The organism is Acinetobacter sp. 778_lipA (genome assembly GCF_058242985.1).
This window is the reverse complement of the sequence record NZ_JBZAYT010000001.1, coordinates 910,398-935,079: the sequence shown is the minus strand read 5'-3', so window position 1 is coordinate 935,079 and position 24,682 is coordinate 910,398. Positions and strand designations below refer to the sequence as shown.

The following is a 24,682-nucleotide window of genomic DNA, read 5'->3' as shown; positions in this document are numbered from 1 at the left end:
GCAATAGTACATTTTGGCTATTTCATCATTTAAAAACTGTAATTTTAAAATAAATTCAAAATAAGCAATTGAAAATCATTGCCATGTTATACAGTTGTAGATTTTCTGCTAAGCATGAGCACCCAATCATGACACCTACATGACCAATCCGAACAAAATATAAGCTTTAGATTTGTTTTTAATCATTTAATTTGAATTATTGATTAGAAATAGCTGTTATCATTTTAAAGTGTTATAGATTATCATCTCATTTATTTGTCAGTAAGAATTGCCTTGAATACGATCACTTTGCTTCAGCCAGATGACTGGCATGCCCACCTGCGTGATGGTCTTGCCTTAAAACGTACAGTTCCAGATCTAGCCAAACAATTTGCCCGTGCGATTTGTATGCCGAACCTCGTTCCACCTGTGAAAACTGTAGATGAAGCGAATGCTTATCGTGAGCGTATTATGGCACATGTACCAGAGGGGATTGATTTTGACCCACGCATGGTGCTGTATTTTACCGACCATACTTCTCCAGATGAAGTTCGCAAAATCAAAGAATCCCAATTTGTCAATGCAATTAAACTCTATCCTGCGGGCGCAACAACTAACTCGGATAATGGTGTCAGTGACATTCGCAAGGTCTATGCAGTCATTGAACAACTTGAAGAACATCAAGTGCCATTACTATTACATGGTGAAGTCACCCATCAACATGTGGATATTTTTGACCGTGAAAAACGCTTTTTAGACGAAGTACTTTCACCGCTACTTAAACAATTTCCGAAATTAAAATTGGTGTTAGAACATATTACCACCAGTGAAGCTGCACATTTTGTGCTTGAACAAGATCGTAATGTTGCTGCGACGATCACACCACAACATTTACTGTTCAATCGTAATGATATGTTGGTCGGTGGTATAAAACCGCACTTTTATTGTTTACCGATTTTAAAGCGTCAAACCCATCAACAAACTTTACTTGAAGTTGCTACAAGTGGCAGCCCTAAGTTTTTCTTAGGTACTGACAGTGCGCCGCATTCTAAAAATGCCAAAGAAAATGCATGTGGTTGTGCAGGTTGCTATAGTGCACCTACAGCAATTGAGCTTTATGCTCAGGCTTTTGATCAAGTCAACAAAATTGAACGTCTAGAAGGTTTTGCCAGTATGTTTGGTGCAGACTTCTATGGTTTGCCTCGCAACACAAATAAGATTACTCTTGTGAAAGAAGATCAGGTAATCCCTGAAAGTTTAGATTATTTGGATGGTGAACACATTATTCCACTTTATGCTGGAAAAACCATCCAATGGAGAAAGGTGTGACAACTGAAACATTACCTGTGATTGGACAACGCTTTCGTGGTTTTTTACCCGTTGTGGTTGACGTTGAAACAGCAGGTTTTAATGCAGATACCGATGCATTGCTTGAAATCGCATGCATCCCCATTGTGTATGATGCTGAAGGAAAATTTGTTCCAGGTGAAGCACATCATGCTCATATCAATCCTTTTGAAGGCGCAAATTTAGATCGTCGCTCTTTGGATTTTATTGGTGTAGATCCATTTAATCCAATGCGTATGGCAATGGCTGAAGATGAGAAAACAGCATTAAAACGTATTTTCAAAGCCGTCAATGAAGTACGTCGTCAGCAACATTGTACCCATGCTGTCTTAGTCGGACACAATGCCCACTTTGATTTGGGCTTTCTAAGAGCAGCAATTGCACGAACTGGCACGAAAAATCAGAACCCTTTTCATAGTTTTTCTGTATTTGATACTGTGACTTTAAGTGCGGTGATGTTTGGTCAAACTGTTTTAGCTAAATCATGTATTCAAGCTGGAATTGAGTTCGATGGTAAAGAGGCACACTCGGCCTTGTACGATACTCAAAAGACGGCTGAACTGTTTTGTTATATTTTGAACAAACTTGCACCTCACTTACTTGACAATTTGGTGGCGGATCAATAAGATATCGCCATCTTCTAAACGACCCTATCGTCTAGAGGCCTAGGACATCGCCCTTTCACGGCGGTAACCGGGGTTCGAATCCCCGTAGGGTCGCCATCTAATTATTCTTATAATTTCTTTCTCTTTTTTTGATCCTCTTGATTCAGTTATTTTATTTCATCCCTCTTCTTTAGACTTTAGAAGTTGATGGGTTATTTTATTTTGTCAATTTTGGCATTTTAATTTAAAATATCTCTTTAAAGTTCAATGACATCAAATATGCAATCACCTGATCAATCGAATCAGCACACTGTCGCTGATGGGCAAACTATTGTCTTAAAAAGATCCATGACCAAACGCCACCTGATCATGTTGTCATTAGGTGGTGCGATTGGTACCGGCTTATTTTTGAGTTCAGGTGAAGTGATAGCACAAGCTGGGCCGATTGGAGCAGTGATAGCCTATATTATTGGGGGTTTAATTGCCTATATGGTCATGCTGTGCTTAGGTGAGCTTGCCGTTAATCAACCTGTGACTGGGTCTTTTGGTGCTTTTGCAGCTAAAAATATTGGACCAGGCACAGGCTACATGGTGTCGTGGATGTACTGGCTTGGCTGGTCTGCTACCTTGGGGACTGAATTTACAGCAGCAGCCATGCTGATGCAGGAATGGTTTCCAACAACCTCAATCTGGTTATGGACCTTGGTCTTTATTGTGGCAGTCCTAATTTCCAACCTAACCTCAACACGCTTTTTTGCAGAGTCAGAGTTTTGGCTGTCTTTTGTTAAAGTCGCAACGGTACTGGTATTTATCTTACTCGGTCTAACCGCAATATTTGGATTAATCCCCTTTCATGGTCATGAAACTGCACCGTTATTCAGTAATCTAACCGCACATGGTTGGTTACCCAATGGTTTATTTCCTATTTTCGCCACCATGCTGATTGTAAATTTTGCCTTTAATGGTACCGAGATGATAGGGATTGCAGCGGGTGAAACTGAAAATCCTGAAAAAAATGTACCTAAAGCAATTCATGCTGCTGTTTGGCGTTTAATGATTTTCTTTGTCGGTACCATCATTGTCATCAGTTCATTATTACCCTATCAAGATGCTGGCTTAACAGCGCATGGTGAAGGGATCAGCAATAGCCCCTTTGTTTCTGTATTTAACTTGATTGGGATTCCTTACGCAGAAGACATCATGCGTTTTGTGATCATCACAGCGTTATTATCCACTGCTAATTCAGGCCTATATGCAGCATCTCGTATGATGTGGGCACTTTCAATTCAAAAACAATTACCTCGAATTTTTTCCAAATTAACCAAATCAGGTACGCCCGTTGTTGCAATATTTGTGACCATGATTGGTGGTTTACCCGGCTTACTGTCAGAACAATTTGGTGCAGATGTCATCTTTAAAAATTTACTCGGGGTGGCTGCATTTACCATGGTTATCGTGTGGATGAGTATTTGTTGGAGTCAGTTTAATTTCCGACGTAAATGGCTTGCTAGCGGTAAAACATTGGCCGATTTAAAATTTAAAACCCCGTGGTATCCTGTCGTGCCGATTCTTGGCTTTATTACCTGTACTGCAACTGGCTTAAGTATGGCGGCAGACCCTGAAATGCTTTCTGGCTTTATTGGCTGCTTAGTGTTTATGGCAGCGTGTTACGCAACTTATTACTGGCTTTATCATCAGAAAAACTAACCATTAGGATAGATAACTGATCAACCCGTATCCGTATGGATTTTTCTGCTATCAAGTCATTAATCATAAATGAAGCTTATGTTTTCCTAGTAACTTTTGAAACTGTTGGTTATCAATTCACTATTGGTACTTTTGAATCATAGATGGTGATCCTAATGTGGGTGACAGAGATGTCGCCCGTTGTGTGTGAGAATGCGGGGGTACCAGAACCTCCCCCTCGCCCAACATAAGCAAAAATAAAGCACTGTTTTGTTTGCAGCGCAAGGTTTGGCAATTCCTACGAAAAGTCAGGTATCGCCTACGCAAAGGTATTTAAACTTTGAATATAAGGTGTAGTAGTTTAAGGTTTTTACAATCAAACAATTTGTTTTCTACATTATTGATTTAATTTAAGATATTAATTAAGAGAAATTATACTCTTGTGGCTAAGTTTTTTGACAGGTTGAATGTATTTTAGGCTTTTAATCTGCAACATAATTTTTAAGTGATCCATATATAAATAATGCAGTTTTTTATTTGATCTGGATTCTTCTAAAAACAAAAATAGCTTTATGGTTAAATTAAAAACAAATACCTAATGATTCGCTTATAGATTCATCAGTTAGACGTTTTTTCGCTAAATCCATTTTGACAAAAAAGTCTTTTATCCTTAATATACGCATCACCTCATCACGACCCTATCGTCTAGAGGCCTAGGACATCGCCCTTTCACGGCGGTAACCGGGGTTCGAATCCCCGTAGGGTCGCCATATTTGAGATTGTTTTTATATAAAACTTTCTCGTAAGAAAAGCCTGAGCAATGCGACTCAGGCTTTTTTATATCTATCGTATTTTAAAGCATTTAAAAACTACCGCTCTCTCATATTTAAAAGATTGTTTTTTCAGCAATAATCTGGATTTTTAATTTAAAATAACCAGCATAGAGTTATATATAAATAATTGATTTAAAAAACTATTTATTAAAAAAATAAACTCACTACGATTTATAGTATTGCTTATTGAGCATTAGCAGCACTCAATCATTGCACTATTTATGAATTGGGCTAAAATAGCGCGCTTCTTGTTTTATTTCCATCTGAAGCTTATGCAGTCATCACCAAATCAAAATGATGCTCAGGTATCATCTAATTCTTCACCACTCAAACGAGCAATGAGTACTCGTCACTTGGTGATGATTTCGCTTGGTGGTGCAATCGGTACTGGGCTTTTTTTAGGTTCTGGTGAGGTGATCTCACAAACAGGTCCTATTGGTGCCATTATCTCTTATATCCTCGGTGGGGTAATTGCCTATATGGTGATGCTGTGCTTAGGTGAACTTGCTGTTCATATGCCTGAGTCAGGTTCATTTGGTACTTATGCGCAACGATATATTGGTCCAGGTACTGGATACACGGTCACATGGTTATATTGGCTGACATGGTCAGCAACTTTAGGGACTGAGTTCACTGCTGCAGCTTTGCTGATGCAAGAATGGTTTCCACATATCTCGATGTGGCTATGGACGCTGATTTTTGCAGCAATCGTGTTTGGCTTAAATATGAGCTCAACCAAATGGTTTGCCGAATCTGAGTTCTGGCTCTCTTTGGTTAAAGTCATCACGGTAATTGCTTTTATTCTTTTTGGTCTGTTGGCAATTTTTGGTATTTTAAATTATCAGGGACATACTTCAGCACCGTTATTTAGTAATTTAACGGATGAAGGCTGGTTCCCACAAGGCCTATTCCCAATCTTCACCACCATGTTAATCGTTAACTTTGCCTTCTCGGGTACAGAGTTAATTGGTGTTGCTGCAGGTGAAACTGAAGATCCCGCGAAAAATGTGCCTAAAGCAATCAATACTGCTATTTGGCGTTTATTGATTTTCTTTGTAGGTACCATCATTGTCATTAGTGCATTGCTTCCCCACCAAATGGCAGGATTACATGCTGAAGGTGTCAGTAGCAGCCCATTTGTTACCGTATTTGATCATATTGGTATTCCATACGCAGAAGACATTATTCGTTTTGTGATCATTACTGCGTTGTTGTCTGCTGCAAACTCAGGGTTATTTGCTGCATCACGTATGATGTGGTCGCTCTCGGCCAAGAAACAGCTTCCAGCATTATTTTCTAGGGTCAATGCACGCGGTATTCCATATATAGCGGTGATTGTCACCATGTTTGGCGCACTACCTGGCTTACTTTCAGAGCAATTTGCGCCTGAAACTATTTTTAAAAACTTGTTGGGTGTGGCTGCTTTTACCATGGTTGTGGTATGGATGAGTATTTGTCTCAGCCAATTTAATTTTAGACGTCAATGGTACAAACAAGGTCATACCAAAGCTGAGTTGGGCTTTGCTGCACCGTTGTTTCCAATTGTGCCGATCTTAGGTTTTATCTTCTGTTTAATTACCTGTATCAGTATGGTGTTTGATCCTGAAATGGTGGTTGGCTTTATTTGTTGTTTAATCTTTATTGCAATTTGCTATATCAGCTACGCATTCTTATATAAAGACCAATCACAATCCTAAACAAGACCTATCAGATCATTTCTAAACAAAAAGTGTAGCCATGGGCTACACTTTTTGTACATTCAAAGATAGTCAAAATCAGTTTAAACTCGTAATTTAATAATTAAACATAACAATCTATAAAAAACCCAATGAAGATTATTTTTATTCATGGCATGAACCAGCAGAATTATAATGCTGCAAGTTTAAAACAACATTGGGTTGATATTTTTCAGCAAGGAATTGATGAACTTAAGTTGCCTATTGCAACAGCGCAATTAGATATTCGCTTAGCTTTTTATGGCGATTTAATCACTAAACACCAATTAAGCAATCGCTTTGACTTAGAAAGCTTTCTACCTAAATCATGGGTAAACTTTCACTTTCATAAACATACAACACCACCACCTAGTACAATTTTAAATGCCTCTCCCGCAATTCCAATATTGCCCTACTTCATGCCTGATCACGACTTAAAATTATCTAAACGCTTGTATTTGGCTTCGCAATTGTTAAAAGATAAAGCACTCAAAGAGTTCTCTTTAATTTTAAATAATTTTCCAAAACTCCATGAAAGTCTGATTCATAAATTCCTCATCGAAACTTATTTATACCTCGCCAATCCTCAGTTTATGGATGAAGTCCATCAACGGATACTTGCCAACTTAGAACCCAATCAACCGTATATTATCGTTGCGCATTCGTTAGGGACTGTGATTGCCTATAATCTTTTACAACAACTGCAAGTAAACTACGAGATACAACGCTTTATTACTTTAGGCTCACCATTAGCCTTTAAAGTGATTCAGTCTAAACTGACTCCACCTATCCAAAGACCAAGGTGTCTAAATGGTGATTGGCAAAATTTCTATTCCCCAGATGATTTCTTAACCGCTTTTCCGTTGATCAATGCTCCTTTTGACTTTCAACCGGCAATTATAAATACCGCTATTTCAACTTTTATTCATACTCCCCATCAAATCGCAGGCTATTTACAACATCCAGCAGTGGTTCAGAATATTTTAGAAGCTATGCTGTATTGCAAGCCTCAATAATGGTATTAATTTTAACCACATTGGTCATATTGCTTTGTTTTTATCCATATAAACGTAATTTCAGTTTTTATTGTAGAAAAAAGTTTGACACGTTCCAGTATTCGCCCTAATATACGCCCACCTCTGAAACGACCCTATCGTCTAGAGGCCTAGGACATCGCCCTTTCACGGCGGTAACCGGGGTTCGAATCCCCGTAGGGTCGCCATTAATTTAGTGGTTTTGTTTCAAGAGTCAGCCTCAATTTATTGACCCTATCGTCTAGAGGCCTAGGACATCGCCCTTTCACGGCGGTAACCGGGGTTCGAATCCCCGTAGGGTCGCCACATTCAAGAAAGTATCTATATACCTCTTCTTATAAGAAACCTGAGCATCATGATTCAGGTTTTTTTATGTCTACTATATTTCCAATCAATTCAAACCAGCAACCGAGTCAACCGTTTTCAGTTTCTTTGAATTAAAAATTGCACTTGGCGCAATCACTGTTTCTTGCAATGGAATATGCTGTCCATATCGTTGGTGCATGAGCGCTTTAACACTTCGATCTGTGAGATCAAAACTTTGTAATTTTTCCAAGGGTGCCAGTTCTAGCCCTAAAGCGTATTGATAAGCTTTCCATACAATTTCAGAACAATAAATTGCATCATCATTCCACTCAAAATAAACATCATAGGGCTTATTTAAATAAGTCTCAGCTTGTTTGACTAACTTGTGTTGTTGCTCTGCTGTCAACTCAGTTTGATAACGTTTTACAATATAAGCTTTATTTACACCTCGATTGATCCATTGCCGCAGAGGTGTATATTTCACAGGTTGAATGGCTTCTAAAACCCAAGCTTGCTCGTGTTTAATCACGATCATTCCCATATGACTATATGGTGAATGTGTGGCTTTTTGAATTACCAGACTTTGTGCTGATTTAGAAGTATGAAATATAATATCCCCTGTCTGATATTGTGTTGCATATACAGAGGTAGAACAAAATAACAAGGCCAACAGGAATAACTTGAATTGTTTTTTTAACATCTTTTCAAATCTTAATTTTGATCTTCTTTATCTTGGGTTTAATCTAACAGAGTAATAAAGAATTGCCTAAACTTTGCAATAAAAAAGGAGCAAAATAAACTTTCATTTTGCTCTTTCACTTTTCAATTCAAATGAAAAATATCAGCTGTTTGTGATTTTGCTTTTGACTTAATATGTCATCAAAATCCGATCATTCATCATTTAAAGCACATTCAAAACTACTTGGGGTTTGACCACATCGAACCTTTTTCAAAATTTTCATCATTGTTGGGTCATAGAAGCCTTCTTTTGTCATCTGAATACGGGCTTCACGCATAATCTTAATATAGCCCGGTTTATCCGCTTCACGAATATCAAACCAATATTTATCTGGAACTTCTCGCTCCAGTTTATCAACAAATTGAAATGCTGGGCTGAGCTGTTTAGAAATCATTTCCCGTGCAATTGGCCCCATACCTGCAGGGAACTTATTCCGATGCATAATTAACGTGCCTGTCACCTGTATCAAAGGAAAGCGAATAATGCCACCGACTACATTACCATTTTTATCAGTCATGCCCTTTTTCAATTCTAAAGGCTTAAATAACAAAGCAGGCCCCGCCATAATATCGACTTCTTTATTATTAAACTTTCCACCCACTGTTAATAGGTCAACAGAAACAGGTTGTGCACCGACATTTTGCACCAACTTCTTTTGAGTGCCGTCAAAGTTCATGACCGCTACTTTTTTTCCTGCTGCTTTCGATAAGGTATCAATACGGCGATCATTGACCATGATATATGCCGCACCTAACGGAACAATCCCTACGACTTCATAATCCCTATTCACCATTTTTGCATCGTACTCTGGGCGTGCAAGCAACTGGATCACTGTAGTTAATTGCTTATAGTTTTGCACTGCCCCAATGGCATCAATACTCCCCACAAAAGGGTTAAACTGACGCGCACGAATGTTACTGATTCCAGCTCCATCACAACGTTTACTTCGAAAATCCTCAGTTAATACACGTTCATCGGTATAAACCCTTAAATTAATATCAGTTGAAGCAGTTTTCTTTAATTTTGGATAATTTAAATCAATACGCATCGATAATTTGGTTGGACGGGTAATTTTCATATCTACCCCAAACTCTTTGGCAATTTGGGTAATACGTGGCAATTCACTGATATAACTGGTCGCTTGTTCAAAAGCTTCACTATTGGCACCATCTGGAGAAAATACACACAGCGTGACTGTTTTAGGAATCTGTTGCCAAACTTTTGGATCATTCATTAAGGTTTTAATTTTATTTTTTGAATGTGCAGACAATTCAAGGTCCAATTTTGGAGCTGCTGGAGCTGCATAAGTAATAAATGGTAAAGTGCTCGTCAATGCAAGCATTGAGATAACAAACCGTCGTGACAAAGGATTAAACTTTTGTTTGAGCTTACTGTGCATGATCTTTTCCTGTTTATTTTCGTGGTTATCCATAATCATCACTCACGTGAATTTTTTTATCAGCGTAATTGAAGTGCTTTGATTTGCAATTGACTGAGCAAAATCCTACATTTGTCAGAATAGACACTTTGAAGTTAAAATATGAAATATCGATATTTTAATTGTTTGATATCAAACGATTAGAATATATCTTAAAATCGCCCATTTATCGCATACTCTGGCGAATAAAAGTAATCGAAATAGAACAATCATATTGCCATTCTTTTTAAAACCGTTTTTTATGATTACTTAATTTTTTATCAATAATATTTTCGGCTCATCAAATCTGTTGCTGGTCAAACTCAATATACATCTTCAAGGAAATGCCAAGCATTGCTTCCCGATTCAACGCTATTGATACTTCATCGCTTTATCGTGACAAATCTCAATTTCTGATGCCGTTTATCAATTCATTGTATACTGGCAATAGTTTAGTTTTAGCATTCAAAATATGGATCAAAATTCACAACTGCGTAAATCTTTAAGACAACAACGACAAAAGCTGACCCGTAATCAACAAGCAATGATCGAACGGCAATGCTTTAAACAGATGCTACGCCACCACCATTTTTTGAATGCGCAGAAAATTGGATTATATTTAGACGCTTTTGGTGAAATTCAAACCAAATTACTTATCGAATATTGCTGTGCAATTGGAAAAACCGTGTATTTGCCCATGATCTGTAACATGAATAAAAAACTGGTTTGGGTCAAAATATCAAATCGGCAGTTTCGCAATCGCCGCTTTTCTTTACATCGTCTTGGGATGTTGGAACCCATGGCAAGTCGTGCTAAGCATATTTCAATACTCGATCTAGTGGTCATGCCTTTATTGGCTTGTGATTTAAAAGGGAGCCGTATGGGCATGGGAGGCGGTTTCTATGATCGAACGCTTGCATCCGCTATATACCGCCCACATCGACTCGGTTTAGCCCATAATTTCCAGTTACTCACCCATGAGCTTACAAGAAATTCATGGGATCAGTCCCTAGATAGCTTAATTACCCCAGCAAAAACCTATTATTTTCGGCGTTAAAGTGACCAATAAATGTAAATAGGTTTATTTGTTAATCAAATACTTGCGATTTTTTAAACTTTTTATTCGGCAAAGCCCTTGTAATTTTTGAAATACACATCACTATAAAAAACATGGCAACACCGTTGTCACTCATTAGGAGTGCCCATGTCTGAGATTATTATGAATCAAGAAAACTTAGAGCCACAGGTTCCAAGTGTATTACCGCTTTTAGCGTTGCGTGACGTGGTTGTGTACCCACATATGCAAATCGCGCTATTTGTGGGTCGTGAAAAATCGATCAATGCAGTTGATGTGGCTCGTAACAGTGACAATTTAGTATTTGTAGTTGCGCAAAAAGATTCGCTTACAGAAGAAATTGATCACGACAACTTATATCAATATGGTACCGTCGCGAAGATTGTACAAGTTGTGAATCATGAAAATGATGAAAACTGTATCAAGGTACTAATTGAAGGCTTACATCGTTCTAAGCTGGTTGAAATCATCGACAATGATGAATACTTATCGGCTGAACATGCATTAAGCCCAATGACGATATCTGTAGATAAAGATACTCAAGCAACACGTGTAGAAGAATTACGTGCACTGTTTTCACAGTATGCAGAAGCCAAATTGCGTAATGCACGTGAATTGATTGCAGCAGCAAATAAAATCGATGATTTATTACAATTGTTGTTCTTTGTTGCAACCCGTGTACCTTTAAATATCGATGTAAAACAAAAATTCCTAGAGCACGATGAGTTTGAAGCACACTTACAAGAGTTGATGACTTATTTACTGCAACAATCTGAAGAACAACAGATTGAGCAAACATTGCATGACTCTGTAAAACGCCAAATGGAAAAGAATCAACGCGAATACTTCCTCAATGAGAAGATGAAAGTCATTCAGCGTGAACTTTCCGATATGAATGGTGGTGCGGAAGATGATGTTGCTGAAATTGAAAAACGTTTAGCGGAAGCTGATTTACCTGAACATGTGCGTAAAAAAGCTGAAAATGAATTCCGCAAATTAAAAGCAATGCAACCAGCATCAAGTGAAGCTGCTGTTGTACGCAACTATATCGAGGCGATTTTAGATACGCCTTGGAATAAAGCGAGCAAAGTCAGCATTAACTTAGCTAAAGCTCAGGAAATTTTAGATACAGACCATTACGGTTTGGACGAAGTCAAAGAACGTATTGTTGAATACCTCGCTGTTCAATCACGCGTTAAAAAACTTCGTGGTCCAATCCTTTGTTTAGTTGGACCTCCAGGTGTTGGTAAAACATCACTCGGAGAATCAATTGCCAAAGCAACTGGTCGTGAATTCGTTCGTATGGCACTCGGTGGTGTTCGTGACGAAGCAGAAATTCGTGGTCACCGTCGTACTTATATTGGTGCGATGCCGGGTAAAATTGTACAGTCGTTGACAAAAGTTGGTGTTAAGAACCCACTGTTCTTGCTCGATGAAGTTGACAAAATGGCACAGGATTATCGTGGTGATCCAGCTTCTGCCCTGCTTGAAGTACTTGATCCATCACAGAACAACAAGTTTAACGATCACTACTTAGATCTTGATCTTGACTTGTCCGAAGTGATGTTTATCTGTACTGCAAACAGTATGAATATTCCAGAGGCTTTATTAGACCGTATGGAAGTAATTCGTTTGCCAGGTTATACCGAAGACGAAAAAGTCAATATTGCAGATCGTTACCTTGTTCCAAAGGCAATCAAGAACAATGGCTTACGTGGCAAAGAATTGACAGTTCATGAGGAAGCGATCCGTGACATTGTCCGTCGTTATACCCGTGAAGCTGGTGTACGTAGTCTTGAACGTGAAGTTTCTAAGATTGCACGTAAAGTAGTAAAAGAGTCCGTCAGTAAGAAAGCGAAAAACTTACATATTGATGTCACTGCTGAAAACTTACCTGAATATTTAGGCGTGCATAAGTTTGATTACGGCATGGCTGAAGAAGAAGCTCAAGTAGGTCGTGTAAACGGTTTGGCATGGACTTCTGTTGGCGGTGAGTTACTCACCATTGAAGTAGCGGCAGTAAAAGGTAAAGGTAAATTTATTACTACGGGTTCACTCGGTGATGTAATGAAAGAATCCATTACTGCGGCAATGACTGTGGTTCGTACACGTGCTGATGAATTGGGTATCGAAGCTTCTCGTTTTGAAGAAACTGATGTACACGTTCATTTACCTGAAGGTGCAACACCGAAAGATGGACCATCAGCAGGTTTGGCTTTAACGACTGCTCTTGTTTCGGCATTCACTGGGATTGCAATTCGTCCTGATATTGCAATGACAGGTGAAACCAGTTTAGGTGGCCGAGCAATGCGTATTGGCGGCTTAAAAGAGAAACTTTTAGCAGCACATCGTGGTGGAGTTAAACTGGTATTTATACCACAAGAAAACGTACGTGACTTAGCTGAAATTCCTCAGAACGTGAAAGATGGTCTAGAAATTAAAGCGGTGAAAAGTATCGATGAGATTCTTCCACTTGCTTTAGTTGAGCATCCTACACCATTGGTCAAAGCACCCATCGTTAAAGCAGTGGATGAAGGCAAAAAAGCTGCACGTCATTAATCCAATGATCGAAAAAAAGAACGCTTCGGCGTTCTTTTTTTTAATGACTCCCCGGATAGTGATCAAAAAATATACTTTCTTACAAAATACAGCTGATCTTAAGTTAAGTTTGTCATAAGCTAATCAGGATAAAGTCTAAAATAGAAGTTAAAGGCTCAATTGCCCTTAGGCTTATGAATACAGCCATGTATGGTCATAAAACAGATAACAGCAAAATAAAAGGACGCTTTTATGTCAAATCCAGTGTGTTGGTTCGAAATTTATGTCAATGATATGGCGCGAGCTAAATTATTTTATCAAACTGTAATCGGCACGGAGCTTAGTTTATTAAGTGATCCCAGCAATTCATCAGTAGAAATGTGGGTATTTCCATCAGATATGAACCAATATGGCGCAACTGGCTCATTGGTTAAAATGGAGGGTATATCTGCTGGGGGTAACAGTACCATTATTTATTTTTCCAGTGAAGATTGTGCAATTGAAGAAGCCAGAGTAGAAGCTGCTGGTGGTCAAATTCATCAAACAAAAATGTCGATCGGACCTCATGGTCATATTGTTTTAGCAGTTGATACTGAAGGCAATATATTTGGTATTCACTCAATGAATTAATTGGGTGGGAGTACAAATAGAATGACCAATTTAAAATTGGCAACTTTGCTGGTTGAAAAATACGCTGTCATCCTCATATATAAATTATATAACTATGCGCGCTGTAAGTGTGGTTACTTAACGTCGATTTGGTCTCCAGACAGGTCAACGTTAAAACACAGTCCGACCCATTTTGGACTGTGTTTTTTTATGATTAAATTTGAGTATGCTGACAAAAGCCCATCAATGAAAAAGTATATTTTGTTAATGTACATACAATGCTGATTTATTTTCGATTGCGCTTCCATTGTTGATATTTTTGGCTAATCATCGTAGCCATTAAGTCATAGTTTTCCCATGTATCATCTACAGCATAAGTATCGATCAAACCTTGAGCATTGACTAATATCTCATCATAATCTTTTAAATACTGATGACTCTCATAATAAGCTTGGGTAAATTCAAAACCCTGTGGATTTAAATCTTCTTCCCAAAATTTTTCATCGCACATATTGATCAAAAAATCTCGCCCAGTTATTTGACGTGTACGGACTTGTTCTAATTCATCAACACTTTCTTCTTGGTGAAACTCACCTTCTAATTGATTATTGATAATCCATGCTAAATAAATTCCAATATGCGTCCCACCATTTTCATATGGAAAGCCTGCTTGCTCTGCCGATTCGCCATGCCAATCAATACGATCTATTGCCATTATTTATTTTTCCTTGTGATTATTTATTTAGATCTTTAAGCAGTATAAACACTTATTTTATATTTTTTAATCCAAAAACTATGCAGTTAGAGATAAAAAAGCCCTGAAATTAATTCAGGGCTTTTTTGTAAGCTGATAAGAGAAAAGGAGATCAACCTTGGAAATAACGTAAATCTAAACGGCCTTCATAAACGGTTGCAGTCGGGCCTGTCATCCAAACCACATCGCCTTCTTTCCATTCGATTTGTAATTTACCACCAGCTAACTCAATTTCTACATTATTGGCAAGTAAACCACGACGCATTCCAGAGACTGCGGCTGCACAAGCGCCTGTACCACATGCCATCGTTTCGCCCACACCACGTTCAAACACACGTAAGCGCGCATGCTTTTCATCAACAATTTGCATAAAGCCTGCGTTTACTCGTTGCGGAAAACGCGCATGCGCTTCCACTTGAGGACCAATTTTGGCAACATCTGCAGTTAAAACATCGGGAACGATTGTGACCGCATGTGGATTGCCCATATTGACCACATCAATAGTCAGCGATTCATTATCTTTCAATGCGATGTCATACAATGCATCTGCTTCTTCTGCAAGAAATGGAATCTCATTGGGTAAAAATTTTGGATAGCCCATGTTGACTCGTACCCAACCATTTTCACCCAATTCAGGTTCGACAATACCAGCACTGGTTTGAACCTTAAAACGCTTTTTATTGGTCAACTGACGTTCATAAACAAACCGAGCAAAACAACGTACGCCATTGCCGCATTGCTCTACTTCTGAACCATCTGCATTGAAAATACGATATTTAAAATCAACATTGGGAAAATCTGGTGCTTCAACAATTAACAGTTGATCAAAACCGATCCCGAAATGCCGATCAGCCAAACGGCGAATGGTCATTGCATCAAAAAATGCACGCTGGCTGATTAAATCAACCACCATAAAGTCATTGCCCAGACCATGCATTTTGGTAAATTCTAATAACATTTAAAATGGCTCCTTAAGGCAATAAGCTTTCATTTTCCCAAAGTGATTCAATCGTTTCTCTCTTACGAATCACATACGACTGGTCAGCATCGACCATGACTTCAGCAGCACGACCACGGCTGTTATAATTTGAACTCATGACAAAACCATACGCACCAGCACCTAAAACAGCAAGATTGTCATTTTCCTGAATGGCAAGTTCACGTTCTTTACCGAGGAAATCGCCTGTTTCACAAATGGCACCCACGATATCCCATGTTTTTGCTTCAAGATCTGTACGCGATACCACAGCTTGAATGTCCATCCACGCTTGGTAAAGCGAGGGACGAATCAAGTCATTCATTGCAGCATCAATAATTGCGAAATTACGATGATTGGTTGGTTTTAACAAATCAACTTTCGTCACCAATACCCCAGCATTTGCTGAAATACTGCGACCCGGTTCCATATAAACTTTTAAGCCTAATTTCTCTAAAGCTGGACGCATTGCGTTGGCATATTCTGCAACACTTGGCGGTGTTTCATCTTTATAGGTCACCCCTAAACCGCCACCAATATCGATGTGTTTCAGCTGGATGCCCAATTCTTTTAATTTTGCAATCATCATAATGACGCGGTCAAGCGCATCTACGAAAGGTTGTGTTTCAGTTAATTGCGAACCAATGTGACAATCAATTCCAATCACATCAAGGTTAGGTAAAGACGCTGCATATTGATAAGTTTCAAAAACTGAATCTGATGGAATACCAAATTTATTTTCTTTTAAACCTGTCGAAATATAAGGATGGGTTTTCGCATCTACATCGGGGTTTACCCGTAACGAAATCGGAGCTTTTGTACCTAAAGCTGCCGCAACTTTCTGAATTCGATCAAGCTCAGCATGAGATTCCACATTAAAGCACGCAATCCCCACTTCTAGGGCTTTTTGAATATCTGCTTCTTGTTTGCCTAAACCTGAGAATACGATTTTTGTAGCATCTCCACCTGCGGCAAGGACTCGCGCAAGCTCACCACCTGTGACAATATCAAAGCCTGAGCCTAATTTTGCCAATACATTCAATACCGCAAGATTTGAGTTTGACTTCACCGCAAAACAAATTTGATGATCGATAAAGCTAAATGCCTGATCCATATCCAAATAATGCTTTTCAAAAGTTGCCTTTGAATAAACATAAAGCGGTGTGCCATATTGCTGCGCGAGTTGATCTAAAGAACATTGCTCTGCATGCAATACCCCATGAATGCGGGAGAAACTCATGAATCTATCCTTTCAATGAAAGTGTAATTAGGTTTAGTTTGAAGTAGCTTGAGATGCGGGCACAGACTGATCTGCAACAGCTGTCTGATCTTGCACTTTTGCCTTGCTTTGGGCAGCTTTATTGGCATCTTTTGAATAGAGCAAATATTTGGCACGTTTGTCATAGTCTTGACTGTTTGCCAATTGCAAATTGCCTGATTGACCACAACCCACCAACACAGCACTTGCTAAAACTAAACCGATGCCACAAATTGCAAAACGCATTTGTTCACCTATTTCCAAAATTTTCGTCAGTATACCTTATACCTTGAATCTAAAATATAGACCAAAGCGGAAGCATTAAAGCTTAAAATGAGAATAAAAAAAACGCCAGTAAATTACTGACGTTTTCTTATCAATATCATTGAAATCGTTAATAACTATTTTTTCTTATAAAAACAGAAATAACCAATCGCAAGGATAATGAGCCAGATTGGACTGACCATCAATGATTTCATTGTATCTGGTTCTAATGCAAGAATACCAATCGTACCGACAAAGAAAATGATCACGATATAACAAGTAATCGGTCCACCTGGTAATTTAAACACTGATTTTGCATGAAGTTCTGGGCGTGTTTTGTAATACACCAAGTAACTCCACAAAATAATAATCCATACCAAGATAAACAAGATCGTGGACAGTGTGGTTGCTAAAGTAAATGCTTCGACAGTATTAGGAACGAAGTATTGTAATGCCGCACCACCCAATAGACATACACCAGAGAAATATAAAGCATTCGCTGGAACTGCGCGTTTATTTAACAGACCAAATGCTTTAGGACCTTGATCTTCACGAGAAAGACCAAATAGCATACGACTTGTTGAGAATACACCACTGTTCATTGAAGACATTACAGAAGAAAGAACCACCAAGTTCATAATGATTGCAGCCGCAGCAATTCCCGCTTGACTAAACAAGTTCACAAATGGGCTAACTTTAGGATCAATCATATTCCATGGTGTAACTGACATAACAATCACTAACGCCAATACATAGAAGAAAATAATACGGATTGGGATTGAGTTAACTGCTTTAGGTAAGTTCTTCTCTGGATCTTTGGTTTCTGCTGCGGTGGTACCAACAAGTTCAACACCGACAAAAGCAAATATGGCAATTTGGAAGCCTGCTAAGAAGCCTTCAAAACCTTTCGGGAACATTCCACCATGATCCCAAAGATGAGTAAATGACGCCACTTGACCTGTTGCTGCCGAGGTAAAGCCAGTAAAAATCATCCAGAAACCCACCAAAATTAACACCACAATGGCAATAATTTTGATCAGCGCAAACCAGAATTCCAATTCACCAAACAGTTTTACTGTGACTAGGTTCAATCCTAAAATAAAGAAGATTGCGGCAACACTAATCATGGCCCCTTCAGTCGGGGTAAAGGGCACCCCATTATTGAAGAACTGTAAGTAATAGATAATTGCAGATAAATCTGCGATACCAATAGTGATCCAGCACAGCCAATAAGTCCATCCGACAAAATAGCCTGCCCATGGTCCGATCAAATCTGTAGAAAAATCAATAAATGACTTGTATTGCAAGTTTGAAAGTAACAGTTCACCAAGCGCACGCATGACGAAAAAAACCATCAAACCAATGATCATGTAAATAAATAATATGGATGGTCCTGCAAGACTAATCGTCTTTCCTGAACCCATAAATAAGCCTGTACCAATCGCACCACCAATTGCAATTAATTGTAGATGACGATTCGATAAACTTCTTGCTAGTTCACCTGTTTCCGCAGAAGAACTGAGGTTTTCATTTGACATTGTTATATTCTTCTCTCAGATTTCGTTGTTTAAAAGTAGCTTAAAACAAAAAAAATAAAAAAGCCTTTTTCAATGAATACTTAAAATAACTAAGTTTTTTCATCTTTTAGCTTATTTAATAGTCAAATGACTATCCCTTACCTTTCTTATTTTTACCGTTCCTTCGATTTGCAGTTTACGTGCCAAAATAGTTTTTGGCGAGATGTTGCACAAAAAATTGTATTTCAATAGCGCTATTGGTACATTCAGCAGATCATTCAAAAGGTGAACGCACTCAAAATGGGCAAAGTTAAAACTGTTTATCGTTGTGAACAATGTGGTACAGACCATCCAAAATGGGCAGGTCAATGTTCCGACTGTGGTGAATGGAATTCTCTGACTGAAGTGCGAATAGAACCTGTCGTATCACATCGCGCCAAACCTATGGGCGGTGGATATGCAGGACAAGCAGCCAATGTCACTTTACTCAATCAGATTACAGTGTCTAATGAAACACGTTTAGCTACGGGTATTGGCGAATTTGATCGTGTGCTAGGTGGTGGTTTAGTCACAGGTTCTGTCGTCCTGATTGGGGGTGACCCCGGTATTGGTAAATCTACCATTCTTTTACAAACCGCAACCCATATGGCTGCTGCGAAGAATTCAGCGCTCTATGTCACTGGTGAAGAATCACTTTCACAAGTAGCTTTACGTGCCAATCGTCTTGACTTAGCTACCGATAAATTACAAGTCATGGCAGAAACCTGCGTAGAACGAATTTGTGATACCCTCGCACAATTACGTCCTGCTGTTGCCATCCTTGACTCAATCCAAACCTTATATACTGAAACCTTACAATCTGCTCCCGGCGGTGTTTCGCAAATTCGTGAGTCAGCTGCACTCTTGACTCGGTTTGCAAAAAATAGTGGTACAGCATTATTTCTTGTTGGTCACGTCACCAAAGAAGGTGCATTGGCGGGGCCTCGTGTGCTTGAACATATGGTCGATTGCGTACTGTATTTTGAAGGCCAATCTGACTCCCGCTACCGTATGATTCGTGCTGTCAAAAACCGCTTTGGTGCGGTCAACGAACTTGGTGTATTTGGCATGACCGATAAGGGCTTAAAAGAAGTCGCCAATCCGTCTGCCATCTTTTTAAGTCGTTATGATGAAGCGATTCCCGGTTCAGTGGTGATGATCAGTCGTGAAGGGACACGTCCGTTATTGGTTGAAGTTCAAGCACTGGTTGATGATGCGCATGGACAACCACGTCGGGTTGCACTGGGCTTAGAACAAAACCGTTTAAATATGTTGCTTGCAGTCATGCATCGTCATGGTGGTGTACAGACCTCTGGACAAGACGTTTATGTCAATGTCGTGGGTGGCTTGAAAATTACCGAAACAGGTTCTGATCTTGCGGTACTTTTGGCCTGTGCTTCAAGTTTACGCTCTAAAGCCTTACCACAACAATTGGCTGTATTTGGTGAAGTAGGGTTATCAGGTGAAATACGCCCAGTTCCCAATGGACAAGAGCGCTTAAAAGAAGCCATAAAACATGGTTTTAAATACATCATCGTACCTAGAGGCAATGCACCACAAAAGCCTATTGCAGGTGTACAAATCATTGCAGTAGCTCGACTGCATGAGGCGTTAACAGAAGCCATGCAATTGAGTGATGAGGTCTAATTATCACGTTATAAAATAAGATCAAGCCTTACAAGGAAGTAAACTTGCGTTGATAGATAGTTTAAATAAAAATTTGTATCTTATCCCTTATTTAAATGAACCCTCACAAATCCAATAAAAATTAAATGTTTGACTAAAACTAAAACAATAGTTGGTTTAATCATTTATATAACGGATTGAGCGATCAATATGTATTCAAATAATTAAAAGATAAAAGCTATCTACTGGACGCTTTAAATTATCTTTTAAATCATGAGAATTTTTATCATAAATTGCCTCGCTAAATTTGTATATCACAAGACAATTCCACCGATATGATAAAAGCCTTTTTAATTTGATTGTTTTAATTATTTCAATAGATTAGAAAATCTGTATTGAGCTTTAAAAGCCCAGCAATATATTCGTTATGTTTATGTGAATATATGTGCAAATAAATCTTAAAAACATTGAAATTCTCTTAAAAAGACTGCATAAAGAGAACTATGGAAAGCAATACAGTAATATGCTTGCACCCATATTCATCAACATATTTTTTAATATAGGTAGATTCAATGGAAGTTCGACAGCGCGGCTTGATCGCAGGTATTTTAATGGCAACTTTGGCTGTAGCACCTTTAGCTGAAGCAAAACGTGCAGGTGGTGGTAAAAGCCATGGCATGAGCCGTTCTTCGAGTTCAAGTCAGTCTTATTCTCAACCTCGACAAGTTACGCCTGCTCAACAACCAACGCCTGCTCAACCTGGTCAACAAAAATCAGGTTCTGGTGTAGGTAAAATGGTTGCTGCTGGTGTTGCAGGTGCAGCAGTAGGTGCGATTGCGGCAAATGCGATGGCTGATGATCATAATGGTAACGCACAAGCTCAGACCAATGATGCTGAATTAGCGAAACAACAAGCAGCTGCTCAACAAGAAGAGAAACAAGGTGGAATTCCAAGTTGGATTTGGTTAATCCTGATTGCTGGTGCTGCATTCTTCTTATTCCGTAAATTCGGTGCAAAAAAAAAATTAGCCAGTAATAATCCATATGCACCAAATAGCGCAGGTTCAACATCTACGCCATTTGGGCAAAACAATGCGACACGTAGTTCGAATGACTCTACCAATATTTTTGGTCAGTCGGTGAATGGTGGTACTGCAACACAAGCACCTTTTGGTGCAGCGTCAATGCAAAGCGGCAATCAACTTCCAGATGGAACGGAACCTGCTGCTTTCTTACGTGTTGCTCGTCAACGCTTTAACCATATTCAGTCAATGAACTCTGTGAGCAACATTGCTGAAATTCAGCGCTATTTAACAGCTGATCTTTATCAGTCAATGTACAGCGATATCATGGCAAACCAAGATCAAGATGTGGCTGAGTTTTCGAACTTAAATGCATTGGTATTGGATAGTGCAACAGAAAATGGACAATACGTGGTGAGTGTTCGTTTTACAGGAACTGTCAGCGAAGACTTAAATAGTCAACCTGTACCGTTCTCAGAAGTATGGCACTTTGTTAAACCAGCAGGGTCTACTCAAGATTGGTTAGTTGCTGGAATTCAACAAGAAAGTTAATTGAATAGCGTTTTATTGCAATAAAAACAGTGCTTCGGCACTGTTTTTTTGTTTTAAAAATATAGTATTTTCTATCGAATAGGTTGAATCAAGACGGAAATAGTTTTGTTGAGATGCAGCCATTCGTTTAAAATCACTTTGTCTTTATAATCAAAGCTAATTAAAAAAATGGGATAAAACAAATGAATAAAATAATCTATAGTCTAATTCTCAGTTGTAGCGCACTTTCAAGCTTTAGCTTTGCCTGTGATCCTGCTTCTTTAGACTGGGAGAAATTCCATAAAACCTATGATTTAAATAAAAATGGTACCTTTGAGCTCAATGAATTCTTAAAAGTCAAAGACTTTGATCCACTCCCATGGCCAGATGACCGACGCTTTAAAGGTCAAGATAAAAACATTAAATTATTTAAATTCTTAGATAAAAATAAAGATACAAAGCTCTCAAATGAAGAAGTTGGCGCAATCCATAGTCTATTACCTAATCCCTGTGCCAATTGGCCTCACTAACACTAAATAGTCTTTTGAACTAAGGAAAACCTTCATTTTCGAAATAAAAAAGCCCTGATTCATCAGGGCTAAATTTTTTGCGATACTTAACGTCGTGGTAAAGGGATAAACTGTGAATCAGCACTTTGAACTTTTCGTTCACCCACTTTAACAGTGAGATTGACAGTTTGTTCACCACGAATGACTTCAACTTGAATATCGGTATTTGGTGCTTGAAGTGCAACATAATTAATTAAATGTGAGGTTGAAGTAATATCTTCATTATTCACTTTAATAATACGATCACCGACTTTAATTCCCGCTTCCGCCGCAGGACCTTTTTTCAATACATCAGCAACTACAACACCAGGCTGACGTGGCTGCAATACATCCGCTTGGGTTGGTGGGACTAAACTAATACCCATCCATCCACGAATCACACGACCATCTTTCAAAATCGAATTTAAAATTTGTTGACAGATTTTCGCAGGAATGGCAAAGCCAATGCCCAATGAACCACCTGACTGAGAGAAAATTGCAGTATTGACGCCAATCAAATTCCCCGCCACATCAATCAATGCACCACCAGAGTTACCTGGATTAATTGCTGCATCTGTTTGAATAAAATCTTCATAAGTATTAATACCAAGATCAGAACGGCCTGTCGCAGAGATAATACCCTGAGTTACAGTTTGCCCTACACCAAATGGGTTTCCAATTGCCAGTACAACATCTCCTACCTCATTCCCACTCAATTTAAATGGTAATACAGGTAATTCTTTCAATTCTATTTTGATCACAGCCAAATCTGTATCAGGATCTGTGCCAATTACAGTTGCTTCAGCACGACGACCATCTTGCAAGGCAACAACAATTTGTTCTGCTTGAGCAATCACATGGTTATTTGTCAAAATATAACCATCTGGACGAACAATTACCCCTGAACCCAAACTATTTTCATTCTGGTTTTGATTTTGTTCAGGAATCTGATTTCCAAAAAATTCTCTAAACGCAGGATCATTGAGTAATGGATGATTTTGTTTTACTTTTTGAGTTGTAAAAATATTGACTACTGCTGGTGCGGCAACTTTGACCGCAGCACTATAGGACACCACACCGCCCGTTCGAGATGTATTGACCAAAGGTTCAACTTTCTCAGCTGGCATTTTCACACCATCAGCAGCAATAGGCGCTTTGGGCTGTTGAAGTTTTTGCCAAACCACAAAACAAATAATAACCAGTATCAGTAAAACCCAAGGGAGCCAAGTAAATGAACGCCGCACGTTTTTATTCCTCTAAGAATTTTTTAATTCATTGATGCAAAAGCAATTTGTATATTGTAAAGCAATTCAATCAAGAAACATAAAAAACACAAAGAGTTTTGTTCAGCTTTAGTTACAATTTAAAATATGTTTTGATGTTCTTAACACACTTAATTTAATTAAAGGTTATTCATGGCTTTACTCAAAGATATCATCCAATGGTCTGATCAAACCTTAAAATCGCATGAATTTAAAGATTACGCGCCCAATGGATTACAAATCGAAGGACGATCTGAAGTAAAAAAAATCCTGTGTGCAGTCACGGCGTCACAGGATGCAATTGATGCAGCAATTGCACAACAAGCAGACCTTCTCTTGGTTCATCATGGCTACTTCTGGAAAGGCGAACCCTATCCAATCACAGGCATGCGTGGCAAACGAATCAAAGCATTAATCCAAAATGATATTTCACTTGTTGGATACCACCTCCCCTTAGATTCACATCCAACACTAGGGAATAATGCAATGATTGCCAAAATCCTTGGACTGGAAAATATTGAAGCTTTAGACCCAAGCGAACGCAATCCGATTGGTAATATCGGTTATTTAAAAGCTCCAATCTCACCAGAAGATTTTAAACACCTTCTTACTGAAAAATTAGGCTTCAATACCATACATTTAACCGCAGAAAAAACGCTGATCCAAAAAGTTGGATTTTGTACAGGCGGAGCACAGGATTTTATAGGCAAAGCGGCAGCAATGAATTGTGATGCCTATATTTCAGGTGAAGTGAGTGAGCGTACTTTTTATGAAGCAAAAGAATTAGATGTGCATTACTATGCATGTGGTCATCATGCAACTGAAAGGTACGGTGTTCAACAACTTGGTCAAGCGATCGCTGAACAATTCAAGATTGATTATCGCTATTTCGAACTCAACAATCCAATTTAAGTGTTATCCTAAAAATGTAGCTCATTTGTAGACAAATATTGGCTTGCCGATTAGACATTTTTTCATAAAAATGCGATGCATTTTTTACAT

At 38.7% G+C, this 24,682-nt stretch carries 20 protein-coding genes and 4 tRNA genes; 16 read left to right on the top strand and 8 right to left on the bottom strand.

Features of this window, described 5'->3' with window-relative positions; translation table 11 throughout:
• Positions 1-273: 273 nt before the first annotated feature.
• The 9 genes from pyrC (at position 274) to AC4CUY_RS04365 (ending at position 7,505) form a co-directional block, all read left to right on the top strand.
• Positions 274-1,308 carry a dihydroorotase gene (pyrC, locus tag AC4CUY_RS04405; protein WP_336952676.1) on the top strand — a complete coding sequence of 345 codons (1,035 nt, stop codon included), beginning with the start codon at positions 274-276 and terminating at the stop codon, positions 1,306-1,308.
• Positions 1,293-1,952: a ribonuclease T gene (gene rnt, locus AC4CUY_RS04400; RefSeq protein ID WP_336952678.1), complete on the top strand. Its 660-nt coding sequence runs from the start codon at positions 1,293-1,295 to the stop codon at positions 1,950-1,952. Before pyrC ends, rnt begins: the two co-directional genes overlap by 16 nt.
• 20 nt (positions 1,953-1,972) lie before the next feature.
• Positions 1,973-2,048, top strand: a tRNA-Glu gene (locus AC4CUY_RS04395).
• Positions 2,049-2,210: 162 nt separating this feature from the next.
• Positions 2,211-3,638, top strand: coding sequence for an amino acid permease (locus AC4CUY_RS04390; protein ID WP_490773705.1), 1,428 nt, complete (start codon positions 2,211-2,213; stop codon positions 3,636-3,638).
• 673 nt (positions 3,639-4,311) lie between these two features.
• Positions 4,312-4,387: transfer RNA gene (locus AC4CUY_RS04385), tRNA-Glu, on the top strand.
• Between the two features lie 335 nt (positions 4,388-4,722).
• Positions 4,723-6,147 (top strand): amino acid permease, encoded by a 1,425-nt coding sequence (locus tag AC4CUY_RS04380; RefSeq protein ID WP_056514257.1) that lies wholly within the window; start codon positions 4,723-4,725, stop codon positions 6,145-6,147.
• A gap of 131 nt (positions 6,148-6,278) precedes the next feature.
• On the top strand, positions 6,279-7,181 hold the full coding sequence (locus AC4CUY_RS04375) for a lipase family protein (RefSeq protein ID WP_419359884.1): 903 nt from the start codon (positions 6,279-6,281) through the stop codon (positions 7,179-7,181).
• 130 nt (positions 7,182-7,311) lie between these two features.
• Positions 7,312-7,387, top strand: a tRNA-Glu gene (locus AC4CUY_RS04370).
• A gap of 42 nt (positions 7,388-7,429) precedes the next feature.
• A tRNA-Glu gene (locus AC4CUY_RS04365) sits at positions 7,430-7,505 on the top strand.
• A gap of 85 nt (positions 7,506-7,590) precedes the next feature.
• On the opposite strand, the gene AC4CUY_RS04360 is transcribed toward AC4CUY_RS04365, so the two are convergent.
• Both AC4CUY_RS04360 and AC4CUY_RS04355 read right to left on the bottom strand, forming a co-directional pair.
• Positions 7,591-8,205 carry a YiiX family permuted papain-like enzyme gene (locus AC4CUY_RS04360; RefSeq protein ID WP_419359886.1) on the bottom strand — a complete coding sequence of 205 codons (615 nt, stop codon included), beginning with the start codon at positions 8,203-8,205 and terminating at the stop codon, positions 7,591-7,593.
• A gap of 190 nt (positions 8,206-8,395) precedes the next feature.
• Entirely contained in the window at positions 8,396-9,586 is a 1,191-nt protein-coding gene (locus AC4CUY_RS04355; protein WP_419329054.1) for a putative solute-binding protein, read from the bottom strand.
• Between the two features lie 547 nt (positions 9,587-10,133).
• On the opposite strand from AC4CUY_RS04355, the gene AC4CUY_RS04350 reads away from it, so the two are divergent.
• The 3 genes from AC4CUY_RS04350 (at position 10,134) to AC4CUY_RS04340 (ending at position 13,904) form a co-directional block, all read left to right on the top strand.
• Complete coding sequence (locus tag AC4CUY_RS04350) at positions 10,134-10,718, top strand: 5-formyltetrahydrofolate cyclo-ligase (protein WP_336952686.1); 585 nt, start codon at positions 10,134-10,136, stop codon at positions 10,716-10,718.
• A gap of 147 nt (positions 10,719-10,865) precedes the next feature.
• Positions 10,866-13,295 carry an endopeptidase La gene (gene lon, locus AC4CUY_RS04345; RefSeq protein WP_336952688.1) on the top strand — a complete coding sequence of 810 codons (2,430 nt, stop codon included), beginning with the start codon at positions 10,866-10,868 and terminating at the stop codon, positions 13,293-13,295.
• Positions 13,296-13,526: 231 nt separating this feature from the next.
• A complete protein-coding gene (locus AC4CUY_RS04340; protein ID WP_336952690.1) occupies positions 13,527-13,904 on the top strand; it encodes a VOC family protein in 378 nt (125 codons plus the stop codon).
• Between the two features lie 265 nt (positions 13,905-14,169).
• On the opposite strand, the gene AC4CUY_RS04335 is transcribed toward AC4CUY_RS04340, so the two are convergent.
• The 5 genes from AC4CUY_RS04335 to AC4CUY_RS04315 all read right to left on the bottom strand — a co-directional run bounded on the left by AC4CUY_RS04335 (position 14,170) and on the right by AC4CUY_RS04315 (position 18,673).
• Positions 14,170-14,598 (bottom strand): DUF7832 domain-containing protein, encoded by a 429-nt coding sequence (locus tag AC4CUY_RS04335; RefSeq protein ID WP_336952692.1) that lies wholly within the window; start codon positions 14,596-14,598, stop codon positions 14,170-14,172.
• Between the two features lie 151 nt (positions 14,599-14,749).
• Positions 14,750-15,595, bottom strand: a complete 846-nt coding sequence (gene dapF, locus AC4CUY_RS04330; protein WP_336952693.1) for a diaminopimelate epimerase — start codon at positions 15,593-15,595, stop codon at positions 14,750-14,752.
• 13 nt (positions 15,596-15,608) lie between these two features.
• On the bottom strand, positions 15,609-16,853 hold the full coding sequence (lysA, locus tag AC4CUY_RS04325; RefSeq protein WP_336952695.1) for a diaminopimelate decarboxylase: 1,245 nt from the start codon (positions 16,851-16,853) through the stop codon (positions 15,609-15,611).
• Positions 16,854-16,886: 33 nt separating this feature from the next.
• Positions 16,887-17,117, bottom strand: a complete 231-nt coding sequence (locus AC4CUY_RS04320) for a hypothetical protein (protein ID WP_034617490.1) — start codon at positions 17,115-17,117, stop codon at positions 16,887-16,889.
• A gap of 155 nt (positions 17,118-17,272) precedes the next feature.
• Positions 17,273-18,673 carry an amino acid permease gene (locus AC4CUY_RS04315; protein WP_004819689.1) on the bottom strand — a complete coding sequence of 467 codons (1,401 nt, stop codon included), beginning with the start codon at positions 18,671-18,673 and terminating at the stop codon, positions 17,273-17,275.
• A gap of 279 nt (positions 18,674-18,952) precedes the next feature.
• Between AC4CUY_RS04315 and radA the strand changes: the two genes are divergently transcribed.
• From radA to AC4CUY_RS04300, 3 genes are all read left to right on the top strand, one after another.
• Positions 18,953-20,338, top strand: a complete 1,386-nt coding sequence (gene radA, locus AC4CUY_RS04310; RefSeq protein ID WP_004722416.1) for a DNA repair protein RadA — start codon at positions 18,953-18,955, stop codon at positions 20,336-20,338.
• A 551-nt stretch (positions 20,339-20,889) separates the two neighbouring features.
• The gene (locus AC4CUY_RS04305; protein ID WP_419329027.1) at positions 20,890-21,891 is read left to right on the top strand and encodes a Tim44 domain-containing protein; all 1,002 of its coding nucleotides are present in this window, start codon (positions 20,890-20,892) and stop codon (positions 21,889-21,891) included.
• Between the two features lie 182 nt (positions 21,892-22,073).
• A complete protein-coding gene (locus AC4CUY_RS04300; protein WP_490773704.1) occupies positions 22,074-22,400 on the top strand; it encodes an EF-hand domain-containing protein in 327 nt (108 codons plus the stop codon).
• An 86-nt stretch (positions 22,401-22,486) separates the two neighbouring features.
• On the opposite strand, the gene AC4CUY_RS04295 is transcribed toward AC4CUY_RS04300, so the two are convergent.
• On the bottom strand, positions 22,487-23,662 hold the full coding sequence (locus tag AC4CUY_RS04295; RefSeq protein WP_336952703.1) for a S1C family serine protease: 1,176 nt from the start codon (positions 23,660-23,662) through the stop codon (positions 22,487-22,489).
• Positions 23,663-23,833: 171 nt separating this feature from the next.
• Here AC4CUY_RS04295 and AC4CUY_RS04290 point away from each other — a divergent pair, with 171 nt between their 5' ends.
• Entirely contained in the window at positions 23,834-24,592 is a 759-nt protein-coding gene (locus tag AC4CUY_RS04290; protein ID WP_490773703.1) for a Nif3-like dinuclear metal center hexameric protein, read from the top strand.
• The last annotated feature ends 90 nt before the right edge of the window (positions 24,593-24,682 follow it).

Excerpts from the sequence above, each read along its gene's own strand:
- rnt (WP_336952678.1), top strand. The coding sequence starts at position 1,293 with ATGGAGAAAGGTGTGACAACTGAAACATTACCTGTGATTGGACAACGC.
- AC4CUY_RS04390 (WP_490773705.1), top strand. The coding sequence starts at position 2,211 with ATGCAATCACCTGATCAATCGAATCAGCACACTGTCGCTGATGGGCAA.
- AC4CUY_RS04380 (WP_056514257.1), top strand. The coding sequence starts at position 4,723 with ATGCAGTCATCACCAAATCAAAATGATGCTCAGGTATCATCTAATTCT.
- AC4CUY_RS04375 (WP_419359884.1), top strand. The coding sequence starts at position 6,279 with ATGAAGATTATTTTTATTCATGGCATGAACCAGCAGAATTATAATGCT.
- AC4CUY_RS04360 (WP_419359886.1), bottom strand. The coding sequence starts at position 8,205 with ATGTTAAAAAAACAATTCAAGTTATTCCTGTTGGCCTTGTTATTTTGT.
- AC4CUY_RS04355 (WP_419329054.1), bottom strand. The coding sequence starts at position 9,586 with ATGCTTGCATTGACGAGCACTTTACCATTTATTACTTATGCAGCTCCA.
- AC4CUY_RS04350 (WP_336952686.1), top strand. The coding sequence starts at position 10,134 with ATGGATCAAAATTCACAACTGCGTAAATCTTTAAGACAACAACGACAA.
- lon (WP_336952688.1), top strand. The coding sequence starts at position 10,866 with ATGTCTGAGATTATTATGAATCAAGAAAACTTAGAGCCACAGGTTCCA.
- AC4CUY_RS04340 (WP_336952690.1), top strand. The coding sequence starts at position 13,527 with ATGTCAAATCCAGTGTGTTGGTTCGAAATTTATGTCAATGATATGGCG.
- AC4CUY_RS04335 (WP_336952692.1), bottom strand. The coding sequence starts at position 14,598 with ATGGCAATAGATCGTATTGATTGGCATGGCGAATCGGCAGAGCAAGCA.
- dapF (WP_336952693.1), bottom strand. The coding sequence starts at position 15,595 with ATGTTATTAGAATTTACCAAAATGCATGGTCTGGGCAATGACTTTATG.
- lysA (WP_336952695.1), bottom strand. The coding sequence starts at position 16,853 with ATGAGTTTCTCCCGCATTCATGGGGTATTGCATGCAGAGCAATGTTCT.
- AC4CUY_RS04320 (WP_034617490.1), bottom strand. The coding sequence starts at position 17,117 with ATGCGTTTTGCAATTTGTGGCATCGGTTTAGTTTTAGCAAGTGCTGTG.
- AC4CUY_RS04315 (WP_004819689.1), bottom strand. The coding sequence starts at position 18,673 with ATGTCAAATGAAAACCTCAGTTCTTCTGCGGAAACAGGTGAACTAGCA.
- radA (WP_004722416.1), top strand. The coding sequence starts at position 18,953 with ATGGGCAAAGTTAAAACTGTTTATCGTTGTGAACAATGTGGTACAGAC.
- AC4CUY_RS04305 (WP_419329027.1), top strand. The coding sequence starts at position 20,890 with ATGGAAGTTCGACAGCGCGGCTTGATCGCAGGTATTTTAATGGCAACT.
- AC4CUY_RS04300 (WP_490773704.1), top strand. The coding sequence starts at position 22,074 with ATGAATAAAATAATCTATAGTCTAATTCTCAGTTGTAGCGCACTTTCA.
- AC4CUY_RS04290 (WP_490773703.1), top strand. The coding sequence starts at position 23,834 with ATGGCTTTACTCAAAGATATCATCCAATGGTCTGATCAAACCTTAAAA.